At 67.1% G+C, this 19,943-nt stretch carries 18 protein-coding genes, 3 tRNA genes and 1 pseudogene; 18 read left to right on the forward strand and 4 right to left on the reverse strand.

Annotation, left to right across the window (positions count from 1 at the left end; all coding sequences use genetic code 11):
• The first annotated feature begins 77 nt into the window (after nt 1-77).
• The gene (locus PSm6_RS18870; protein ID WP_265167953.1) at nt 78-1,289 is read left to right on the forward strand and encodes an O-succinylhomoserine sulfhydrylase; all 1,212 of its coding nucleotides are present in this window, start codon (nt 78-80) and stop codon (nt 1,287-1,289) included.
• An 11-nt stretch (nt 1,290-1,300) separates the two neighbouring features.
• The gene (locus tag PSm6_RS18875) at nt 1,301-2,065 is read left to right on the forward strand and encodes an SDR family oxidoreductase (protein WP_021218566.1); all 765 of its coding nucleotides are present in this window, start codon (nt 1,301-1,303) and stop codon (nt 2,063-2,065) included.
• Between the two features lie 102 nt (nt 2,066-2,167).
• Here PSm6_RS18875 and gspD read toward each other — a convergent pair whose 3' ends face one another.
• Together gspD and PSm6_RS18885 are read right to left on the reverse strand one after the other, a co-directional pair.
• On the reverse strand, nt 2,168-4,126 hold the full coding sequence (gene gspD, locus PSm6_RS18880) for a type II secretion system secretin GspD (RefSeq protein WP_021218565.1): 1,959 nt from the start codon (nt 4,124-4,126) through the stop codon (nt 2,168-2,170).
• A 4-nt stretch (nt 4,127-4,130) separates the two neighbouring features.
• Nucleotides 4,131-4,697 carry a type II secretion system protein N gene (locus PSm6_RS18885; RefSeq protein WP_021218564.1) on the reverse strand — a complete coding sequence of 189 codons (567 nt, stop codon included), beginning with the start codon at nt 4,695-4,697 and terminating at the stop codon, nt 4,131-4,133.
• A 328-nt stretch (nt 4,698-5,025) separates the two neighbouring features.
• Here PSm6_RS18885 and gspE point away from each other — a divergent pair, with 328 nt between their 5' ends.
• The 13 genes and pseudogenes from gspE (at nt 5,026) to PSm6_RS18950 (ending at nt 13,305) form a co-directional block, all read left to right on the forward strand.
• A complete protein-coding gene (gene gspE / locus PSm6_RS18890; RefSeq protein WP_021218563.1) occupies nt 5,026-6,510 on the forward strand; it encodes a type II secretion system ATPase GspE in 1,485 nt (494 codons plus the stop codon).
• Nucleotides 6,510-7,727 (forward strand): GspF family T2SS innner membrane protein variant XcpS, encoded by a 1,218-nt coding sequence (gene xcpS / locus PSm6_RS18895; RefSeq protein WP_021218562.1) that lies wholly within the window; start codon nt 6,510-6,512, stop codon nt 7,725-7,727. Before gspE ends, xcpS begins: the two co-directional genes overlap by 1 nt.
• A gap of 4 nt (nt 7,728-7,731) precedes the next feature.
• On the forward strand, nt 7,732-8,163 hold the full coding sequence (gene gspG, locus PSm6_RS18900) for a type II secretion system major pseudopilin GspG (RefSeq protein WP_031287415.1): 432 nt from the start codon (nt 7,732-7,734) through the stop codon (nt 8,161-8,163).
• Nucleotides 8,163-8,738 (forward strand): type II secretion system minor pseudopilin GspH, encoded by a 576-nt coding sequence (gene gspH, locus PSm6_RS18905; protein ID WP_021218560.1) that lies wholly within the window; start codon nt 8,163-8,165, stop codon nt 8,736-8,738. The genes gspG and gspH overlap by 1 nt, the downstream gene beginning before the upstream one ends.
• Nucleotides 8,735-9,124 (forward strand): type II secretion system minor pseudopilin GspI, encoded by a 390-nt coding sequence (gspI, locus tag PSm6_RS18910; protein WP_265167954.1) that lies wholly within the window; start codon nt 8,735-8,737, stop codon nt 9,122-9,124. The genes gspH and gspI overlap by 4 nt, the downstream gene beginning before the upstream one ends.
• A complete protein-coding gene (gene gspJ, locus PSm6_RS18915) occupies nt 9,121-9,819 on the forward strand; it encodes a type II secretion system minor pseudopilin GspJ (protein ID WP_021218558.1) in 699 nt (232 codons plus the stop codon). The genes gspI and gspJ overlap by 4 nt, the downstream gene beginning before the upstream one ends.
• Entirely contained in the window at nt 9,816-10,790 is a 975-nt protein-coding gene (gspK, locus tag PSm6_RS18920; RefSeq protein ID WP_265167955.1) for a type II secretion system minor pseudopilin GspK, read from the forward strand. The genes gspJ and gspK overlap by 4 nt, the downstream gene beginning before the upstream one ends.
• Nucleotides 10,787-11,928: pseudogene (gene gspL / locus PSm6_RS18925) on the forward strand (type II secretion system protein GspL). Before gspK ends, gspL begins: the two are co-directional and overlap by 4 nt.
• A gap of 8 nt (nt 11,929-11,936) precedes the next feature.
• On the forward strand, nt 11,937-12,449 hold the full coding sequence (locus PSm6_RS18930; protein ID WP_371876954.1) for a type II secretion system protein M: 513 nt from the start codon (nt 11,937-11,939) through the stop codon (nt 12,447-12,449).
• A gap of 216 nt (nt 12,450-12,665) precedes the next feature.
• Nucleotides 12,666-12,741: transfer RNA gene (locus PSm6_RS18935), tRNA-Val, on the forward strand.
• A 35-nt stretch (nt 12,742-12,776) separates the two neighbouring features.
• A tRNA-Asp gene (locus tag PSm6_RS18940) sits at nt 12,777-12,853 on the forward strand.
• 104 nt (nt 12,854-12,957) lie between these two features.
• Nucleotides 12,958-13,034 (forward strand) — tRNA-Asp (locus PSm6_RS18945).
• A 145-nt stretch (nt 13,035-13,179) separates the two neighbouring features.
• Nucleotides 13,180-13,305: a hypothetical protein gene (locus tag PSm6_RS18950; protein ID WP_265167956.1), complete on the forward strand. Its 126-nt coding sequence runs from the start codon at nt 13,180-13,182 to the stop codon at nt 13,303-13,305.
• Here the strand turns inward: PSm6_RS18950 and PSm6_RS18955 are convergent, their stop codons facing one another.
• The gene (locus PSm6_RS18955; RefSeq protein WP_021217403.1) at nt 13,306-14,343 is read right to left on the reverse strand and encodes an AraC family transcriptional regulator; all 1,038 of its coding nucleotides are present in this window, start codon (nt 14,341-14,343) and stop codon (nt 13,306-13,308) included.
• Nucleotides 14,340-15,470, reverse strand: coding sequence for a carbon-nitrogen hydrolase family protein (locus tag PSm6_RS18960; protein ID WP_021217402.1), 1,131 nt, complete (start codon nt 15,468-15,470; stop codon nt 14,340-14,342). The genes PSm6_RS18955 and PSm6_RS18960 overlap by 4 nt, the downstream gene beginning before the upstream one ends.
• A gap of 203 nt (nt 15,471-15,673) precedes the next feature.
• Between PSm6_RS18960 and PSm6_RS18965 the strand changes: the two genes are divergently transcribed.
• The 3 genes from PSm6_RS18965 (at nt 15,674) to PSm6_RS18975 (ending at nt 19,935) form a co-directional block, all read left to right on the forward strand.
• On the forward strand, nt 15,674-17,710 hold the full coding sequence (locus PSm6_RS18965; RefSeq protein ID WP_265167957.1) for an NADPH-dependent 2,4-dienoyl-CoA reductase: 2,037 nt from the start codon (nt 15,674-15,676) through the stop codon (nt 17,708-17,710).
• Between the two features lie 211 nt (nt 17,711-17,921).
• Complete coding sequence (locus PSm6_RS18970; protein WP_265167958.1) at nt 17,922-18,353, forward strand: nuclear transport factor 2 family protein; 432 nt, start codon at nt 17,922-17,924, stop codon at nt 18,351-18,353.
• Between the two features lie 211 nt (nt 18,354-18,564).
• Nucleotides 18,565-19,935: a coiled-coil domain-containing protein gene (locus tag PSm6_RS18975; protein WP_263403359.1), complete on the forward strand. Its 1,371-nt coding sequence runs from the start codon at nt 18,565-18,567 to the stop codon at nt 19,933-19,935.
• Nucleotides 19,936-19,943: the final 8 nt, after the last annotated feature.

Raw genomic sequence — 19,943 nt, forward strand, 5'->3', positions numbered from 1 at the left:
GTTCGCGGCCTCGTGCCGCACGCTGAACGTTGCCAGCCCGGGCCCTGTCCCGGGCTTCGTTTCCAAGAGGTGGGGATATGACGCAGGAATGGGAAGCCGGCCGGCTGGACAGTGACCTCGAAGGCGCGGCCTTCGACACCCTGGCGGTACGCGCCGGGCAGCACCGCACGCCGGAAGGCGAGCACGGCGAGGCGATGTTCCTCACCTCCAGCTACGTGTTCCGCACCGCCGCCGACGCCGCCGCGCGTTTCGCCGGCGAGGTGCCGGGCAACGTCTATTCGCGCTACACCAACCCCACCGTACGGGCCTTCGAGGAGCGCATCGCCGCCCTGGAAGGTGCCGAGCAAGCGGTGGCCACCGCCTCGGGCATGTCGGCGATCCTCTCCATCGTCATGAGCCAGTGCAGCGCCGGCGACCATGTGCTGGTGTCGCGCAGCGTGTTCGGCTCGACCATCAGCCTGTTCGAGAAGTACCTCAAGCGCTTCGGTGTCGAAGTCGACTACCCGCCGCTGGCCGACCTGGCCGGCTGGGAAGCGGCCTTCAAGCTCAACACCAAGCTGCTCTTCGTCGAGTCGCCGTCCAACCCCCTGGCCGAGCTGGTGGACATCACCGCCTTGGCCGAGATCGCCCACGCCCGTGGCGCGCTGCTGGCGGTGGACAACTGCTTTTGCACCCCCGCGCTGCAGCAGCCGCTGAAGCTCGGTGCCGACATCGTCATGCACTCGGCCACCAAGTACATCGATGGCCAGGGCCGCAGCATGGGTGGCGTGGTCGCCGGTCGCAAAGCGCTGATGGAAGGCGTGGTCGGCTTCCTGCGTACCGCCGGGCCGACCCTCAGCCCGTTCAACGCCTGGATCTTCCTCAAGGGCCTGGAAACCCTGCGCGTGCGCATGCAGGCCCATTGCGCCAGCGCCCTGGAACTGGCCCGCTGGCTGGAACAGCAGCCTGGCATCGAGCGTGTCTATTACGCCGGCCTGGAAAGCCACCCGCAGCACGAGCTAGCCAAGCGCCAGCAGAGCGCCTTCGGCGCCGTGGTCAGCTTCGAAGTGGCCGGCGGCAAGGAAGCGGCGTGGCGTTTCATCGACGCCACCCGGGTGATCTCCATCACCACCAACCTGGGCGACACCAAGACCACCATCGCCCACCCGGCCACCACCTCCCACGGGCGCCTGTCGCCGCAGGAGCGTGCCAACGCCGGCATCGCTGACAACCTGATCCGCGTCGCCGTGGGCCTGGAAGACATCGCCGACCTCAAGGCCGACCTCGCTCGTGGCCTTGCTGCGTTGTGATCGACTGGTCCATGGAATCGGCGCCCGCCCATAACGGCAAGGTCGCGCTGGTCACCGGCGCGGCCCGTGGCATCGGCCTGGGCATCGCCGCCTGGCTGATCGCCGAAGGCTGGCAGGTGGTGCTCGCGGATATCGACCGTGCCCGAGGCAGCAAGGTAGCCAAGGCACTGGGTGGCAACGCCTGGTTCGTCGGCATGGACGTGGCCCATGAAAGCCAGGTCGCCGTGGGCGTTGCCGAAGTGCTTGGCCAGTTCGGCCGCCTCGATGCGCTGGTGTGCAACGCCGGCGTCGCCGAAGCCCACGGCGCGCCGCTGGAAAGCCTCGAACTGATGCAGTGGAACCGCACCCTGTCGGTCAACCTCACCGGCCCGATGCTGCTGGCCAAGCACTGCGCGCCCTACCTGCGCGGGCATCGCGGGGCCATCGTCAACATCGCATCGACCCGCGCCCATCAGTCCGAAGCCGATACCGAAGCCTATGCCGCGAGCAAGGGCGGGCTGGTGGCGCTGACCCATGCGCTGGCCATCAGCCTGGGGCCGGACATCCGCGTCAACGTGGTCAGCCCCGGCTGGATCGACTCCCGCGACCGCGCCGCCCGTGAAGAGGCGCCGTTGTCGGAGTGGGATCACGACCAGCACCCGGCCGGTCGGGTCGGCAAGGTGGAGGATGTCGCTTCCATGGTCGCCTGGCTGCTCTCGGACGGCTGCGGCTTCGTCACCGGCCAGGAGTTCCTGGTGGACGGCGGCATGACCCGCAAGATGATCTACCTGGACTGATCCGCTTAGTAGGGTTCAGCCCACCGCTCCACGCTCCATTCCCCCAAACGAAAACGGGCGGCAGTGCCTGGCACTGCCGCCCGTTCGCTTTTCTGCGTCCCGTCAGGGCAGCGGAGCCTCCGGCGGGCGCACATCGATGGCCGGGGTGCCCTGGCCGCCGTCGAACAGCTGCGCCGGCGTGCGCGGCAGGATGCTCGGGCGGCTTTCCTTGTCGGTCTGGTCGCCGAGCACGCGGATGTCGCTGTACTTCTTGCCCGAGAGTGCGGCCAGCCCGGCGCGGTCGCGGACCACGGTCGGGCGCAGGAACACCATCAGGTTGCGCTTCACGTGGCTGTCCTTGGTGGAGCGGAACAGGCGACCGAGCAGGGGGATGTCCCCGAGCAGCGGCACCTTGGAGTCGGTGGTGGTGACGTCGTCCTGGATCAGGCCGCCGAGCACGATCACTTGGCCGTCCTCGGCGAGGATGGTGCTCTTGATCGAGCGCTTGTTGGTGATCAGGTCCACCGCCTGGGCGGTGAGGGTGGCGCTGGGGGCGATGGAGGAGATTTCCTGCTCGATCTCCAGGCGCAGGGTGGCGCCCTCGTTGATGTGCGGGGTGACCTTGAGGGTGACGCCGATGTCCTTGCGCTCGATGGTGGTGAAGGGGTTGTTGGCCCCGGCGGCATCGGTGGTGTAGGAACCGGTCTGGAAGGGCACGTTCTGGCCCACGAGGATCTCCGCCTTCTGGTTGTCCAGGGTCAGCAGGCTCGGCGTGGACAGCAGGTTGCTCTTGCTGTTGGCCGAAAGCGCGGTGACCAGCGCGGCGAAGTGGTCGGTACCAATGCCGATGATGGCGCCATCGGGCAGGGTGGTGGGCAGCTTTTCGTCCTTGATGGCGTTGAGCACGGTGCCCACCGAGAGCCCGGTGTTGCCGAAGTTGACCCCGCCGAGGCCGCCGGTCTTGCCGCGGGCATCCACGGCCCACTGCACGCCGAGGGCGTCGGTGATGTCGCCGGAGATTTCCACGATGGCGGCTTCCACCATCACCTGGGCGCGGGGTACGTCGAGCTGGCGGACGATGTCTTCCAGCGCATTGACCGTGTCCGGCTCGGCCAGCAGCACCAGGGCGTTGAGGCTCTCATCGGCGCGGATCAGGATGTTCTGCGGCTTGCCTTGCTGCTCGCTGCCACCTTCCGGGGTCTTCAGGCCTTCGGAAATCTCGCCCAGGGTGGTGGCCAGGGCCTTGGCGTCGTTGTGGCGCAGGCGGATGACGCGGGTATTGGCCGAGCGCGAGGTCGGGGTGTCGAGGGACTGCGCCAGCGCCACCAGCTTGGCCCGTGCCGAGGGCGGGCCGACGATGATCAGGCGGTTGGTGCGGGCATCGGCGATCACCTGGGCGGCGTTGGTGCCTTTGGCCTGGCCACGGCTGACGGCGCTGTTGAGCACCTCGGCGGCGTCCATCACCCAGGCGTTCTGCAGGTTGAGCACGGTGTAGTCGCGGTCGCCCTTCTGGTCCAGCTGGCGCATCAGGCTTTCGATGCGCGCGATGTTGGCGCTGCGGTCGCTGATGATCAGGGCGTTGGACGAGGTCACCGCCGCCAGGTGGCCGTATTGCGGCACCAGCGGGCGGATCAGCGGGATCAGCTCGGTGACCGGCGTGTGCTGGACCTGGATCACCCGGGTCTCCAGCTTGTCCGGCGCGGCCGGCCCGCCCTCGGCTTCGGCCTTGGCTTCGGCGTTGGGGATGATGCGGGCCTGGTCACCCTGGGTGACCACGGTGAAGCCGTGGGTGGCCATCACCGAAAGGAACAGTTGATAGACCTCGGACAGGTTCAGCGGCGCCTTGGACACCACGCTGACCTGGCCCTTGACCCGGGGATCGACGATGAAGGTCTCGCCGGTGATGTCGGCCACCTGGTCGACGAATTCGCGAATGTCCGCGTCCTTGAGGTTGATGGTCCAGCCTTCCTGCTGGCTGTTTTCGGCCTGGGGTTGCGGATCGGCGGCCAGCAAGGGCAACGGCGCGGCAGCGAGGCCGGCGGCCAGCAGGGCGATACTCAGGCGCGAGAGAAGTGTGGGCATTGATTCATTCGCTTTCCAGGGGCTGTTCGGGCGGTGATTCCGGCGAGAGGCCGCCGGATTCTTCCATCTGTTTTCTCAGTGCTTCCATGCGTTCGCGCAGTTCGGCGGCGTTGTCCTCCTGGAGGCCGCCGAGGTCGTTGACAGCATCATTTGCCGGCTCCGCCTCCATGGCGGGCGAGCTGGGCACGGCGAGGCGTGCCCGGGGGAAGGTCAGGGTCTCGAGGCGGCCGCCCCGGTCGATTTCCACGCGATCACGGTAGATGGCATGGAGCTTCACGCCGGGGCTAAGTTCCTCGCCGCTGTGCAGGCGCTTGGGTTTGTCGCCCTCGCTGCGGATGATCACGCTGGAGCGTGCCTCATCGGCGTTGATGAAGCTGCCCAGCAGGGTCAGGCGCAGGTTGGTCGCCGGTGGTGGCGCATCGCTCTGCGCGCGGTTCGGACCGAACAGCGGTTCGAGGCGTTCCAGGCTGGCCGGAACCACCGCCGTGCTGGTGGGGTCACTGCTGGTATCGGGGGAATTGCGGAGCAATCGGATCCAGTCGGCGGATTGCCAGGCGAGGCTCAGGCTCATGGCAATCACCAAGCCCGCGCCCAGAAGCGCGGGCGAATGCTGTTGCAGCCAGTGTCGAGCACCAGTTGTGGGCAAGTGGGGGTCTCCGCGAGTTGTTCTTGATTTTCTGATTCGGCGAAAGCTCTGAATCATAGCAGTACGACGCATTCACGCTACAACCCGACAGCAGGTGTATCGCGGAGGTCTATGTGCTAAAGATATTCCGGTTTTTTTACGGGTTTGCGTGCGTGCCCGATCACAACGACAAGAAAATGGCAGGGATCTGCTGCACAACGGTCAGACAGCGTTGTGATAATTGCCCCGGTGAATTCATGAAGGCATTACACGGATGAACTCTTCGATCGAGGCGCCTCTGCGGCGCCTGCCGTTCGGCTTTGCCAAGCGTCACGGCGTCTTCCTGCAGGATGGCGTCGAGCCCTGTCTGGCCCATCGCCAAGGCGCCGAACTGGTGGCCCTGGCCGAGGCGCGTCGCTTCGTCGGTCGCTCGCTGCCATTCCGGCCGTTGCCAGTCGAATCGTTCGACCAGGCGTTGGCCCAGGCTTACCAGCACGACTCCTCCGCCACCATGCAACTGGCCGAAGACCTCGGCGGCAGCCTCGACCTGGCCGCGCTGGCCGAGCAGATGCCCGAGACCACCGACCTGATGGAGCAGGAGGACGACGCGCCGATCATCCGCCTGATCAACGCCATTCTCGGCGAGGCGATCCGCGAGAACGCCTCGGACATCCACCTGGAGACCTTCGAAAAACGCCTGGTGGTGCGCTTCCGCGTCGACGGCATCCTGCGTGAGGTGCTCGAACCCAAGCGTGAGCTGGCGGCGCTGCTGGTGTCGCGGATCAAGGTCATGGCCAAGCTGGACATCGCCGAAAAACGCGTGCCCCAGGACGGCCGTATTTCCCTGCGCGTGGCTGGCCGTGAGGTGGACATCCGCGTCTCCACGCTGCCGTCGGCCAACGGCGAGCGCGTGGTACTGCGCCTGCTGGACAAGCAGGCCGGCCGCCTGACCCTGCAGCACCTGGGCATGAGCGCGCGTGACCGCGACCTGATGGAGGCCACGGTGCGCAAGCCCCACGGCATCCTGCTGGTCACCGGCCCCACCGGCTCGGGCAAGACCACCACGCTCTACGCCAGCCTGGTCACCCTCAACGACCGCACCCGCAACATCCTCACGGTGGAAGACCCCATCGAATATCACCTGGAAGGCATCGGCCAGACCCAGGTCAACGCCAAGGTGGAGATGACCTTCGCCCGCGGCCTGCGCGCCATCCTGCGCCAGGACCCGGACGTGGTGATGGTGGGTGAGATCCGCGACCACGAAACCGCCGAGATCGCCGTCCAGGCGTCCCTCACCGGTCACCTGGTGCTCTCCACCCTGCACACCAACAGTGCCATCGGCGCCATCACCCGTTTGGTGGACATGGGCGTCGAGCCCTTCCTGCTGTCGTCCTCCTTGCTCGGCGTGCTGGCCCAGCGCCTGGTGCGCGTGCTCTGCAACCACTGCAAGGTGCCCTACAGTGCCGATGCCGCCGAGTGCACGCTGCTGGGCGTCGACCCGGCGGCCCCGCCGACCCTCTACCACGCCCGTGGTTGCCCCGAATGCCATCAGCAGGGCTACCGCGGCCGTACCGGTATCTACGAACTGGTGGTCTTCGACGACCACATGCGCAGCCTGATCCACAACTCCGCGGCGGAGCAGGAGATGACCCGCCACGCCCGCCGTTTCGGCCCCAGCATCCGCGATGACGGCAAGCGCAAGGTGCTTGAAGGCGTGACCACGGTGGAAGAGGTCCTGCGTGTGACCCAGGAAGAATAATGGCCGCCTTCGAATACCTCGCCCTCGACGCCCGTGGGCGTCCGCAGAAGGGTGTGCTGGAAGCCGACAGTGCCCGCCAGGTGCGCCAGTTGCTGCGTGAAAAACAGCTGGCACCGCTGGAGGTCAAGGCCACCCGCACCCGCGAACAGGCTGCCGGTGGCGGTCGTCTCGGCTTCGCTCGGGGCCTGTCCGCCCGCGACCTGGCGCTGGTCACCCGACAGCTGGCGACCCTGGTGCAGGCCGCGTTGCCCATTGAGGAAGCGCTGCGCGCCGCCGCGGCCCAATCCACCTCGCCGCGCATCCAGTCCATGCTGCTGGCGGTGCGTGCCCGGGTGCTCGAAGGCCATAGCCTGGCCGGCAGCCTGAGGGAGTTTCCCGCGGCCTTCCCCGAGCTGTACCGCGCCACAGTCGCGGCGGGGGAGCACGCCGGCCACCTCGGCCCGGTGCTGGAACAACTGGCCGACTACACCGAGCAGCGCCAGCAGTCGCGGCAGAAGATCCAGCTCGCGCTGCTCTACCCGGTGATCCTGATGTGCGCCTCCCTCGGCATCGTCTCCTTCCTCCTGGGCTACGTGGTCCCGGACGTGGTGCGCGTGTTCATCGATTCCGGGCAGACCCTGCCGCTGCTCACCCGTGGCCTCATCGCCCTCAGCGACCTGGTCAAGCACTGGGGCTGGCTGGCGGCCCTGCTCGCCATCGCCGCCTTCATCGGTGCCCGCGTGGCGCTGCGCGAGGAGGCGATACGCGCCCGTTGGCATGGCCTGGTGCTGCGCATTCCACTGGTGGGTGGCCTGGTTCGCGCCACCGACACCGCGCGCTTCGCCTCCACCCTGGCGATCCTCACCCAGAGCGGCGTGCCGTTGGTGGAGGCGCTGGGCATCGGTGCCGAAGTGATCGCCAACCGGGTGATCCGCGCCGACGTGGTACTGGCCGCACAGAAGGTCCGCGAAGGCGGCAGCCTGACCCGTGCGCTGGAGGCCAGCGGTCAGTTCCCGCCGATGATGCTGCACATGATCGCCAGTGGTGAACGCTCCGGCGAGCTGGACCAGATGCTGGCCCGTACCGCGCGCAACCAGGAGAACGACCTGGGTGCGCAGATCGCGCTGCTGGTGGGGCTGTTCGAGCCCTTCATGCTGGTGTTCATGGGCGCGGTGGTGCTGGTCATCGTCCTCGCCATCCTCCTGCCGATCCTTTCTCTCAACCAACTCGTGGGGTAATCGCGTGAAACTGCGCCGCAAACAGTCGGGCTTTACGCTCATTGAAATCATGGTGGTGGTGGTCATCCTCGGCATCCTCGCCGCGCTGGTGGTGCCCCAGGTGATGAACCGCCCGGACCAGGCCAAGGTCACGGTCGCCAAGGGCGACATCAAGGCCATCGGCGCCGCGCTGGACATGTACAAGCTCGACAACTTCGCCTACCCCAGCACCCAGCAGGGCCTGGAGGCGCTGGTCAAGAAGCCCAGTGGCAACCCGCAGCCGAAGAACTGGAACAAGGACGGCTACCTCAAGCGCCTGCCGGTCGATGCCTGGGGCAACCCCTACCAGTACCTGGCCCCCGGCACCAAGGGCCCCTATGACCTGTACTCCTTCGGCGCCGACGGCAAGGAAGGCGGCACCGACGCCGATGCCGATATCGGTAACTGGGAAAACTGATGCCCCCACGGTCGCGCTGCCCAGGCTGCCCGCCCGCCAAGGGGCAGGGCGGCTTCACCCTGATCGAGCTGCTGGTGGTCCTGGTGATCATCGGCTGCCTGGTCGGGCTGGCGGTGCTCAGCACCGGCGTGGCCGGCCCCTCCCGTGAGTTGAACAATGAAGCCGAGCGCCTGGCCGGGCTGATCGGCGTACTGGTGGATGAAGCCGTGCTCGACAACCGCGAATACGGCCTGCGCCTGGACGCCGATGGCTACCGCGTGTTGCGCTTCGACGAAGCCAAGGCCCGCTGGCAGGAAGTGGGGGAAGAAAGCCACAAGCTGCCGGCCTGGGCCGAGCTCAAGTTCGAGCTGGAAGGCGCCGCGCTGGCATTGCCCAGTCCGGTGGCCGATGACGACGAGAAACCCAAGGAACAACCCCGTGCACCGCAATTGCTGATCCTCTCCAGTGGCGAACTCAGCCCCTTCCGCCTGGAACTGGGGGAGCGTCGCAAGGACGGTGTGCGCTTGCAGATGAGCAGCGATGGCTTCCGCCTGCCCAAGGTCGAAGCCTTGGCCGGCAAGGGGCGGGCAGGATGAAGGCCCAGCGCGGTTTCACCCTGCTCGAAGTGCTGGTGGCCCTGGCGATCTTCGCCGTGGTCGCCGCCTCGGTGCTGGCCACCAGCGCGCGCAGCCTGCAGAACGCCGCGCGCCTGGAAGACAAGACCCTGGCGATGTGGATCGCCGACAACCGCCTGGCCGAGATGCAGCTCGCTGCCACGCCGCCGGGCGAAGGGCGCGACCAGGGCGAGCTGGATTTCGCCGGGCGCCGCTGGGAATGGCAGAGCCAGGTCGATGCCACCTCCGACCCAGCCTTGCGCCGCGCCACCCTCTGGGTTGCCCAGCGCAACGACCGCGGTCCCCGGGGCAAGCTGGAAGACCGCGCCGCCGCGCGCCTGGTCGGCTTCATCGAGACCCAGCAATGAAGCGCAGCGCCGGCTTCACCCTGCTGGAACTGCTGATCGCCATCGCCATCTTCGCGCTGCTGGCCCTGGGCACCTACCGCATGCTCGACAGCGTGCTCGCCAGCGACCGCGCCACCCGCGCCCAGGAGCAGCAACTGCGTGAGCTGGTGCGGGCCATGGCCGCCATCGAGCGCGACCTGCAGCAGGTGAACCCGCGACCGGTGCGTGACGCCTATGGCGAATGGCGCGGCGCACTGGTGGGCGAGAGCGGCGACAACGACAGCGTCGAGCTGAGCCGTGGCGGCTGGCGCAACCCCCTTGGCGCACCGCGCTCACGCATGCAGCGGGTGCGCTGGCAGCTCTCCGGGGAGAAGCTGGAACGGCGCTACTGGACGGTGCTCGACCAGGCCCAGGACAGCCAGCCGCAAGTGCAGCAGGCACTGGACGGGGTGACCCGCCTGAAGCTGCGTTACCTGGACAAGTCCGACAACTGGGTGGAGGTCTGGCCCGCCGACGGCGAGACCGGCGACAAGAGCCTGGAGAAGTTGCCCCGGGCCATCGAACTGACCCTCGAGCATCGCCGCTACGGCGAACTGCGCCGGGTGCTGCGCCTGGTGGACGAGCCTCCGCAGCAACAGCCCCAGGTGCCCAATGGCGACGACAACAATGATGACGGCGGCGACGACGTGCCGGCTGACGAAGGCGGTACGCCATGATGCGGCAACGGGGCATGGCCATGATCACGGTGCTGTTGGTGGTGGCCGTGGTGACCGTCGTCTGTGCCGGGATGATCGCCCGGCAGCAACTGGCGATCCGTTCCAGCGCCAACCAGCTGCATGCGCGCCAGGCCCTGCAGTACGCCCTGGGCGGTGAGGCGCTGGCTCGTGGCATGCTGCTCCGCGACCTGCGCGCCGGTGACCCGCGCACGCCGGTGGATCACCTGGGTGAAGCCTGGGCCCGGCCCCTGAACAACTTCCCCCTGGACGATGGCGGCGAACTGCTGGTGCGCATCGATGACGCCACCGCGCGCTTCAACCTCAATTCCGTGGTGCGCCAGGGCAAGGTCAACGAGCAGTCGCTGCTGCAGTTCCGCCGCCTGCTGCTGCGCCTGCAGATCGAGGCGCCCTATGCCGAGCGCCTGGTGGACTGGCTCGACAAGGACCAGGAGCCCACCGGTGCCAACGGCGCCGAAGACAACGAATACCTGCTCAACCAACCGCCCTACCGGGCAGCCAACCGCGCCATGGCGGATGTCTCCGAACTGCGCCTGCTGGCAGGCATGACCGAGGCGGACTATCGTCGCCTGCTGCCCTATGTCGCAGCCCTGCCGGACAATGCCACGCTCAACGTCAACACTGCGGGCGCGATGGTGCTTTCCAGCCTCGCCGACACCCTGACGCCCAGCGTGGGTGAGGCGCTGGTGGCGGCCCGCGGCAAGGCCGGCTTCCAGACCCTGGACGCCTTCCTGGGGCAATCCGCCCTGGCCGGCATGGGCATGGAGGCACAAGGGCTGGCGGTGGGCAGCGAATATTTCCGGGTGACCAGCGAAGTGCACCTTGGCGGAAGGCGCCAGGTACTGGTCAGCACCCTGCAGCGTGGCAACGACGGCCGCGTGCGGGTGCTTTCCCGCGACATGGGGCAGGGCGGCTTGCCGCCGGCCCTTCTCAAGGAAAAGGACGAAGAATGAAGCAGGCAAGTATTTTCCTGCCGGCGGCGGCGGTGACCCGCGTCGATGGCGAACTGGAGGTCTGGCTGGTGCAGGGCGGTGATGCCCGGCAACTGCCGTTCGCCGCCGCGGTAACGGCGCTCTCCGGTGATTGGCGCCTGGTGCTGCCGGTGGAGGCGGTGACCGCTTGCGCCGCACGCCTGCCCACGCAAAAGGCGCGCTGGTTGCGCCAGGCCTTGCCGTTTGCCGTGGAAGAGCTGCTGGCCGAGGACGTCGACAGCCTGCACCTGGCACTGGGGGGGGGCTGCCGGATGGCCTGCACCGTATTTTCGCCGTGCGCCGCAGCTGGTTGAGTGCCTGGGTCGACCTGGCCGCGGAGCTGGGCTCGGTGCCCGCCAGCCTGCAGGTGGATGCCGACCTGTTGCCGGAGGAGGGCACCCAGCTGTTCTGGCTGGACGGCCGCTGGCTGCTGGGCGGCGAACAAAGCGCCCGCCTCGGTCTGCAGGACGAGGATTGGCCGCACCTGCGCGAGGCCTGTGCCTTGCCGCTGCATGGCCGGGCGCCGCGTGAACGCCAGGTGCTGGAAGGCATCGACGAATGGCAGGAGCAGGCGCAACCCTATCAATGGCTCGCCTCGCACCTTGGCAGCGAGTTGGCTCAGGCGGAATTCCAGGTGCGCCAGGAACATCGCCACCAGCGCTTCCTGCGCCCGGTGCTGGCCCTGGTGGGGCTCTGGGTGGTGCTGCAGTGGGGCTTCTACCTGGCCCAGGGCTGGCACCTGCGCCATGAGGGCGACAACTATGCGGCGGCCAACGAGGCGCTGTACCGGGAGCTGTTCCCCCAGGACAGCAAGCTGATCAACCTGCGCGCGCAGTTCGACCAGCATCTCGCCGCCGGAACTGCGACGGGGCAGGGGCGTTTGCTCGGCCTGCTCGACCAGGCGGCCGATGCCCTGCTCGCCGAAGGGGCGCAGGTGCGGGTGCAGCAACTGGATTTCAGCAACACACGGGGCGACCTGTCGATGCAGGTGCAGGCGCCGGGGTTCGATGCCCTGGAGCGCCTGCGCGAGCGATTGATCGCCGCCGGGCTCGCGGTGCAACTGGGGTCGGCCAGCCGTGAAGGCACTGCCGTGAGTGCGCGACTGGTGATCGGGGGATGAACATGACCATGGCTTTCAAGGATCGTCTGCAGACGCAATGGCAAGGGTCGGCCCTGGCCACCCGCTGGAAGGCGATGCCGCCCCGGGATCGCCTGGCGCTGGCAATGCTGGGGGGCTTCCTGCTGCTGGTGCTGCTCTACCTCGCCCTCTGGCGCCCGGCTCAGCAGGGGGTGATCAGTGCCCGCAACCATTACGAGCAACAACGTGCGCTGCATCAGTACATGCAGCAGCAGGCGCCCCGTGCCCGTGCGGCCGAGGAAGCGCCACAGGCCACCGTCGAGCCGGAGCGCCTGCAAGGGCTGGTGACCGCCAGCGCTGCCGAGCAGGGCCTGTCGGTGGAGCGCATGGACAGCGATGCCCCCGGGCAGGTGCAGGTCAGCCTGGAGCCCACCGCGTTCGCCAAGCTGCTGCGCTGGTTCGCCGGCCTCGAAGCGCAGGGTGTGCGCATCGAAGAGGCCGGGCTGGACCGTGGTGAGGATGGCCAGGTCGCTGCACGGTTGACCCTGCGCGTGGGTGGCTGAGCCTGCACCCTGTTGAGGCTCGCTGCCCCCGGCTGTGCACCAGCTTGGTGGGCGGCGCCCCTTCAGCCGTCTTCCCAGGGCCATGCGTCGCCAGTGCGGAACGCTGCCAGCGGAGCATTGGCGAAGGGCACGAAAATCAGCTTTTTAGAAAAAACTTCAAGCAGGGTGTTGACTTAGGTAAGCCCTCTGCGTAAATTGCGCGCCTCGCAAGGCGATGGGTGATTAGCTCAGCCGGGAGAGCATCTGCCTTACAAGCAGAGGGTCGGCGGTTCGATCCCGTCATCACCCACCATCCCTTGTGAATTCGGACGAAAGTCCGGCCGACGCGCAGCGGTAGTTCAGTCGGTTAGAATACCGGCCTGTCACGCCGGGGGTCGCGGGTTCGAGTCCCGTCCGCTGCGCCATATTTTCCATGTCAGGTTCAGGCCAGGCATGAGGTAACGAGTAGCTCGAAACGCTCGCTGCCAGACGAAGCAAAGGTTCCACCGGACGAAAGTCCAACCGACACGCAGCGGTAGTTCAGTCGGTTAGAATACCGGCCTGTCACGCCGGGGGTCGCGGGTTCGAGTCCCGTCCGCTGCGCCATATAAAGGAAAGCCCTCAGGTAGAAATACCTGGGGGTTTTTTCTTTGCCTGGAAAAAAGTGCGCCTCGCACCTGCTCATCGCACCGGGCATTGCCCTGGATTAATTTTTCGGTCACCCGCGCTCGTTACCCTATTGGCACGTTCCTTGTTTCATTCAGGGGACGACAGAAAAAGGAGAGCGACGATGGATGACTATCAGGAAGAGATTCTCGACTTCCACGCCAGCGAGCAGGACGCGGTGGAGCCGGCGGACGACGCCACCGAGATGTGATCAGCCCGCCTGGCGCTGGGCGCGGCGGAATTCCCCGGGGGTGCTGCCGCTCCAGCGCTTGAAGGCACGCTGGAAGGCCTCGGCCGAGGCGAAGCCCAGCAGGTAGGCGATTTCCCCAAAGGCCAGCTCGGTGTCGCGGATATAGGCCATGGCCAGGTCGCGGCGGGTGTCATTGAGGATGCTGCGGAACTGCGTGCCTTCCTCGGCCAGCTTGCGCCGCAGGGTCCAGGTCGGCAGTTGCAGGCGTGCGGCCACTTCTTCGAGATCGGGCTCGCGCCCGTGCAGCAGCGGCCCCAGCAACTGGGTGATGCGCTCGCGCAGGCTGCGGGTGCGGGTGCGCTGCTCCAGATCCTGTTCACAGAGCTCCAGCAACTGCCGCCAGGTGCTGGGGCAATGCTCGCGCCCACGCAGGGCCAGGGTCGGTTGCGACAGGCGCAGCTGGTTGGCGCTGGCGCCGAACTCCACCGTGCAGCCGAACAGCTCCGTGTAGCGCTCGGCGTAGTCGGGGGCGGGAAACTCGATCTCCACCTTCTCCACCGCCAGCGGCTGGCCCACCAGGGCGCCGAACTGGCAGGCCCAGCTGGCCAGCACGGAATCCACCACGAAGCGGTTGTAGGCGTTGTACGGGCTGATGGAATAGAAGCGCAGCCAGGCCCCGCCGGCGTCCTCGTGGAAGCTCGACTGGCCCCGGTAGTTGTGGGCGTAGAGCGGTTCGAAGCGGATCAGCGTGCGCGCCGCCTCGCGCACGTTGGGCGCCTGCATGGCGGTAACGCCGGTGAGGCCGACCTGGCTGAGGCGGCTGATGCGCCCCATGAGCAGGCCCAGCGCCGGGTTGCCGATCAATTGCATGGCGGCATGGCCCAGGCGCATGTAGCGGGGGATCGACAGGCGCCCGCGTGGCTCGGCCAGGCGCGCGGCATCCAGGCCGTATTGGGCGAGCAGGGGGCTCGGGTCCTGGCCGGCTTCGCGCACCGCGTCGGCGAGGTTCTGCACGAAGCCCACCGAGAGGTCGCCGAGGCGAACCCGTGTCGGCTTCATAGCCAGATGTTCAACAGCCGGGCGCCACGCCCGGCATCGGCCACGCGGGTGCCGTTGGCATCGGTACCCAGGCCGGGGCCGTCGCTGCCCAGGTCCCACAGCTGGCCGCGCAGGAACACCGTCAGCCCGGCACGGGCACCGCTGTCCGGCAAGCGTCCGGCCATGGCCAGGCGCTGCCAGGCTTCGCCTTCGCTGAGTTCGCCGGCGCGCAGTTTCACGTCGCTAGGCGCCGGTGCGCCGTTATAGCCGTTCCAGGGTTTGTTCCAGCTGCCGTTGCCGCTGAGGAAGGCCGGCACCGCCAGCAGCTCCACACCTTGTTCGCGCAGTGCTGCGTAGCCCGCCGGGTACCAGCTGTCGGCGCAGATCAGCACGCCCAGGCGCCCGGCCGGGGTGTCGAGCACCTTGAGTTGCTCGGCGCCTGCGGCGGCGGTGAAGCCCTGTTCGTCGAGGATCGGGTAGAGCTTGCGCTGGGGCTGGCCGATGGGCAGGCCCTTGTGGTCGAACACCAGGCTGACGTTGTACAGCGGGCCGCTTTCGGCCAGCAGGTTGCCGCCTTCGATGCGTGGTTCGGGCAGGAGGATGGAGCCCGCCACCAGGGTGATGCCGAAGTCCCGGGCGAGTCCACCGAACAAGGCCTGGTAGTCGCCCGCCATGCGCGTCGCCTTCATGCGGAACAGTGCATCGACCAGGCGTTGTTCACCCTCGGCCGCGACCAGCGCGCGGGCCAGTTTCATCGGGTTGGCGGCCGCCAGCCAGAGCATGGCGTCGTCGAGGCTGTGGGCGCTGTAGACCTGGTTCTTCTCGCCGGCGGCCACCAGCCAGGTGCCGATGTGCTCGGGCAGCACGACGATGGTCCGTTCGTTGAGCAGCCCTTCGCTGCGGGCCTTCTCCAGGTAGGCGGCGAGCTTCAGGCGCAGGCGGTCCACACTCTGGTAGTCGGCGGCGAAGAGTTCGGGCTGGATGCCCAGCAGGTTACCGCGGTCGCCGGGCTCGCCGAGGTTGAGGGCGACCTCGCTGCGCAGGTCGGAGAGGTAGTGGCCGACCGGGCGCTCGTCGGTCCAGATCGCATAGCTGACCAGCACGCCGGCGAACAGGGCGGAGGCCAGGACAATCAGCAGTTTGCGCATGGGATTCGGCATCGAGGAATGTGCCGGTCAGGGTAGGGGAGCGCATGGCGCTTGCCAAGTCGCCCTGTGCGTTTGGATCAATAAGTTGTCACTTTCGATCATTGAGCGCGCCCGGCTGGCTGACTATCGTCTGCCCCATAAACCGACCGTGGCCCAAGACGCTGCGGCATTCCGTGAATGCAACGCCCGCTGTGGAGACATCCATGACCGCTTCCGCCTACCCGAACCTGCTCGCGCCCCTCGACCTGGGCTTCACCACCCTGCGCAACCGCACCCTGATGGGCTCCATGCACACCGGCCTGGAAGAGAAGCCCAACGGCTTCGAGCGCATGGCCGCCTACTTCGCCGAACGTGCCCGTGGCGGCGTCGGCCTGATGGTCACCGGCGGCATCGGCCCGAACGAGGAAGGTGGCGTCTACTCCGGTGCGGCCAAGCTGACCACCGAGGAAGAGGCCGAGAAGCACCGCGTCGTCACCCAGGCGGTGCACGAGGCGGGTGGCAAGATCTGCATGCAGATCCTCCACGCCGGCCGCTATGCCTATAGCCCCAAATCCGTCGCGCCGTCCGCCATCCAGGCACCGATCAACCCGTTCAAGCCCCGCGAGCTGGACGAGGAAGGCATCGAGAAGCAGATCCAGGACTTCGTCACCTGCTCGGTACTGGCGCAGAAGGCCGAATACGACGGCGTCGAGATCATGGGTTCCGAGGGCTACTTCATCAACCAGTTCCTCGCCGCCCATACCAACCAGCGCAACGACCGCTGGGGTGGCAGCTACGAGAACCGCATGCGCCTGCCGGTGGAGATCGTCCGCCGCGTGCGTGAGGCCGTGGGCCCGAACTTCATCATCATCTACCGCCTGTCGATGCTCGACCTGGTGGAAGGCGGCAGCACCTGGGAAGAGATCGTCATCCTGGCCAAGGCCATCGAAGCCGCGGGTGCCACCCTTATCAACACCGGTATCGGCTGGCACGAAGCGCGCATCCCCACCATCGCCACCAAGGTGCCGCGTGCGGCCTTCACCAAGGTCACTGCCAAGCTCAAGGGCGAGGTGTCGATCCCGCTGATCACCACCAACCGCATCAACACCCCGGAAGTGGCCGAGCAGGTGCTCGCCGAAGGCGACGCCGACATGGTTTCCATGGCCCGCCCCTTCCTCGCCGACCCGGACTTCGTCAACAAGGCCGCCGAAGGCCGTGCCGACGAGATCAACACCTGCATCGGCTGCAACCAGGCCTGCCTGGACCACACCTTCGGCGGCAAGCTGACCAGCTGCCTGGTCAACCCGCGTGCCTGCCACGAGACCGAGCTGAACTACATCCCCACCACCCAGGTGAAGAAGATCGCCGTGGTCGGTGCCGGCCCGGCGGGCCTGTCCGCCGCCACCGTGGCCGCCGAGCGTGGCCACCAGGTGACCCTGTTCGACGCCGCCGCCGAGATCGGTGGCCAGTTCAACGTCGCCAAGCGCGTGCCGGGCAAGGAAGAGTTCTACGAGACCCTGCGCTACTTCAAGCGCAAGCTGGAAACCACCGGTGTCGACCTGCGCCTGAACACCCGCGTCAGCGTCGATGACCTGGTCAAGGGCGGCTACGACGAGGTGCTCCTCGCCACCGGCATCGCCCCGCGCACCCCGGAAATCCCCGGTGTCGACAACCCCAAGGTGATCAGCTACCTGGACGCCATCCTGCAGCGCAAGCCGGTGGGCCAGAAGGTCGCGGTGATCGGCGCCGGCGGCATCGGCTTCGACGTCTCCGAGTTCATCACCCATGAAGGCGAGGCCACCAGCCAGAACCGCGACGCGTTCTGGAAGGAGTGGGGCATCGACGGCGACCTGGAAGCCCGTGGCGGCGTTGCCGGGATCAAGGCCCAGCCGCACCCGGCGGCACGCCAGGTGTTCCTCCTGCAGCGCAAGAAATCCAAGGTCGGCGACGGCCTGGGCAAGACCACCGGCTGGATCCACCGCACCGGCCTGAAGAACAAGAACGTGCAGATGCTCAACGCGGTGGAGTACCTGAAGATCGACGACGCCGGCCTGCACATCCGCATCGCCGAAGGCGAGCCGCAGGTGCTGCCGGTGGACACCGTGGTCATCTGCGCCGGCCAGGACCCGCTGCGCGAGCTGCACGACGGCCTGGTCGCCGCCGGCCAGAGCGTGCACCTGATCGGGGGTGCCGATGTGGCGGCGGAACTGGACGCCAAGCGCGCCATCAACCAGGGCTCGCGCCTCGCCGCCGAGCTGTGATCGAAAGACGCCCCGCCTCGTGCGGGGCGTTCTCTTTAAGGGCATCTCTGAAAAACGTAGGCGAGGCCGTCAGCGCAAGGCAAAAACAGGCGAAAAAGCGCAGTTTACGCACGGTAAATGAGCATTTTGAGCGTGTTTTTAACGCAGCGATGACAACGCAGGTAGTTTTTTGAGGTGCCCTTTATAGGCTGATAAAAACAAGGAATAGCCGATGTCCCTCGACGCCCGATTGAGTCCCGCCGTGGCCGCCAGCCTGCAACGCTGGCACCAGTTCATCGCCAGCCAGGACCTGAGCCAGCTGCCCGAGCTGCTGCACCCGCAGGCGGTGTTCCGCTCGCCCATGGCGCACACGTCCTACCCGGGCGCGCAGGCGGTGAACCTGATCCTCAACACCGTGATCAAGGTGTTCGAGGACTTCGCCTACCACCGCGAACTGGCCAGCGCCGATGGCCTCAGCGTGGTGCTGGAGTTCAGTGCCCGGGTCGGTGGGCGCGAACTGAAGGGCATCGACATGATCCGCTTCGACGAGCAGGGCAAGATCGTCGATTTCGAGGTGATGATCCGGCCGATGAGCGGTCTCGCCGCCCTCGGCGAGGAGATGGGAAGGCGTCTGGCGCCCTATCTCGCCGCGATGAAAAGCTGAAAGTCTCCAACCCCATCACATTTTCACTGTGCACCCGGTCCGCTCCCCGATGGGGGCGGGTCGAGTGCCAACCCAGTCACATTGCCCGTTGCGCTTTTTCCCCTAGACTCCGTGAATCAGGATGTACGCCTGTCTCCCAGGCGTAGCACCACCGACAGGAATGTCACCCGTCCCGCCCAGGGACTCACCGCGTTGGCCTAGAGGGAAACCGATGAGCATGCAGAACAAGCCGCAGATGGTTGAAGCCGTGCTGTTCTTCAATGAGCGTGGCGTCTGCAAGGAAATGCTCTTCCCCGAATTCGAGGCGATGCTCGACGGTGTGGTGAACATGCCCGAGTACGCCGATGAGCAGATGCGCCTGGCGTATGTGCTGATCAACCCCCGTTTGCTGGTCCGTTCCCTGGTGTTCTTCTACCTGGACTTCGACGAGAAGGGCCAGGCCGACACCGGCTGGAACATGCCCCTGCGTCACCTGGCCGAACGCGCCGGCCGTGGCCCCGACCTGGGCGCCGGGCCGATCCGCCTCGCCTGCCGCAGCCAGTGCCCGGTGTCCTGGCACCAGATGCACATGTGGGACCCGAACCTGGCCCCGGGCAGCAATGACCTGGCCCTGGTCCGCGATACGGTCAAGCGCAATGGCCTCGGCCTGATGGTGGAGGACGACCAGCCCCAGGCGGTCGAGCCCCAGCGCCTGCAGATGGCACCCGAAGACAAGTGGTATGCGCCGCCGGATGCGTCCGCCGAAGTGGCCGAGCAGTTGGCGCAGAAGCTGGAGCAGGAACATCGCCTGAAGACCGCGCAGCTGATCAAGCAGCAGCGTCTGCGCATCGCCAGCCTCGGCCAGCAGAACGAAGAGGCCCTGGCCAAATATCGCCTCTCCGCCGAAGAACAGGCGCGCAGCCTGCAGGAGCAGATCCAGGGCCTGCAGCAGAACCTGCGTCAGCAGGAAGAACTCAACGCCGACCTCAAGCGCCAGCTGCTCACCCAGACCGACGGCTTCCAGAAGTCCCGCGAGGAAATGAGCCAGCAGCTGCGTGCGCTGGAGCGTCACGGCCGCACCGAGGTGGACATCCTGCGTTCGCAGTTCGACAGCGAGATGCAGGCCAAGATCGCCGCTGCGGTGATGGACTACAAGGAGCAGATCGCCATCCGCGATGTCGAGCTCGCCTACCGCAACGAGCTGGACGCCCAGCTGCAGCAGGAGATCGACCGTCTCAAGCAGGAGCGCGAGCAACTGGTGAACCAGGGGGGCGACCAGATCCTCGAGCGCCTGGCCCGTCTCGGCGTGGTCTTCGTGGTCTATCACCCGGGCGCCGGGCACCTGACCATCCCGCTGCAGGATGTCGCCCGCTACCAGGACAACCCGCTGGCCTACGCGGCGTCCAAGTGCTTCGTCTCCGAGGCCCAATACCGCCAGTGGCTGACCCACTACCAGCAACCCACCTGCGAAGCGGCCCTGCCCAGCGGCGAGCGTTGCTCCATGCCCATCGACCGGGTGGATTCACCCAGCCGCTTCGTCGCCGGTGATTCCAACTGCTGCGCCCGCCACAAGGCCAGCAGCCGCCTGCGCACCGTCAGCTGATCTCGCGG

This window comes from Pseudomonas solani (genome assembly GCF_026072635.1).
Lineage (GTDB): Bacteria > Pseudomonadota > Gammaproteobacteria > Pseudomonadales > Pseudomonadaceae > Metapseudomonas > Metapseudomonas solani.

Excerpts from the sequence above, each read along its gene's own strand:
- PSm6_RS18960 (WP_021217402.1), bottom strand. The coding sequence starts at position 15,470 with ATGCGCAAACTGCTGATTGTCCTGGCCTCCGCCCTGTTCGCCGGCGTG.
- PSm6_RS18970 (WP_265167958.1), top strand. The coding sequence starts at position 17,922 with ATGTCCCTCGACGCCCGATTGAGTCCCGCCGTGGCCGCCAGCCTGCAA.
- gspI (WP_265167954.1), top strand. The coding sequence starts at position 8,735 with ATGAAGGCCCAGCGCGGTTTCACCCTGCTCGAAGTGCTGGTGGCCCTG.
- gspJ (WP_021218558.1), top strand. The coding sequence starts at position 9,121 with ATGAAGCGCAGCGCCGGCTTCACCCTGCTGGAACTGCTGATCGCCATC.
- xcpS (WP_021218562.1), top strand. The coding sequence starts at position 6,510 with ATGGCCGCCTTCGAATACCTCGCCCTCGACGCCCGTGGGCGTCCGCAG.
- PSm6_RS18870 (WP_265167953.1), top strand. The coding sequence starts at position 78 with ATGACGCAGGAATGGGAAGCCGGCCGGCTGGACAGTGACCTCGAAGGC.
- gspE (WP_021218563.1), top strand. The coding sequence starts at position 5,026 with ATGAACTCTTCGATCGAGGCGCCTCTGCGGCGCCTGCCGTTCGGCTTT.
- PSm6_RS18885 (WP_021218564.1), bottom strand. The coding sequence starts at position 4,697 with ATGAGCCTGAGCCTCGCCTGGCAATCCGCCGACTGGATCCGATTGCTC.
- PSm6_RS18955 (WP_021217403.1), bottom strand. The coding sequence starts at position 14,343 with ATGAAGCCGACACGGGTTCGCCTCGGCGACCTCTCGGTGGGCTTCGTG.
- gspH (WP_021218560.1), top strand. The coding sequence starts at position 8,163 with ATGCCCCCACGGTCGCGCTGCCCAGGCTGCCCGCCCGCCAAGGGGCAG.
- gspK (WP_265167955.1), top strand. The coding sequence starts at position 9,816 with ATGATGCGGCAACGGGGCATGGCCATGATCACGGTGCTGTTGGTGGTG.
- PSm6_RS18975 (WP_263403359.1), top strand. The coding sequence starts at position 18,565 with ATGAGCATGCAGAACAAGCCGCAGATGGTTGAAGCCGTGCTGTTCTTC.
- PSm6_RS18875 (WP_021218566.1), top strand. The coding sequence starts at position 1,301 with ATGGAATCGGCGCCCGCCCATAACGGCAAGGTCGCGCTGGTCACCGGC.
- PSm6_RS18965 (WP_265167957.1), top strand. The coding sequence starts at position 15,674 with ATGACCGCTTCCGCCTACCCGAACCTGCTCGCGCCCCTCGACCTGGGC.
- gspD (WP_021218565.1), bottom strand. The coding sequence starts at position 4,126 with ATGCCCACACTTCTCTCGCGCCTGAGTATCGCCCTGCTGGCCGCCGGC.
- PSm6_RS18930 (WP_371876954.1), top strand. The coding sequence starts at position 11,937 with ATGGCTTTCAAGGATCGTCTGCAGACGCAATGGCAAGGGTCGGCCCTG.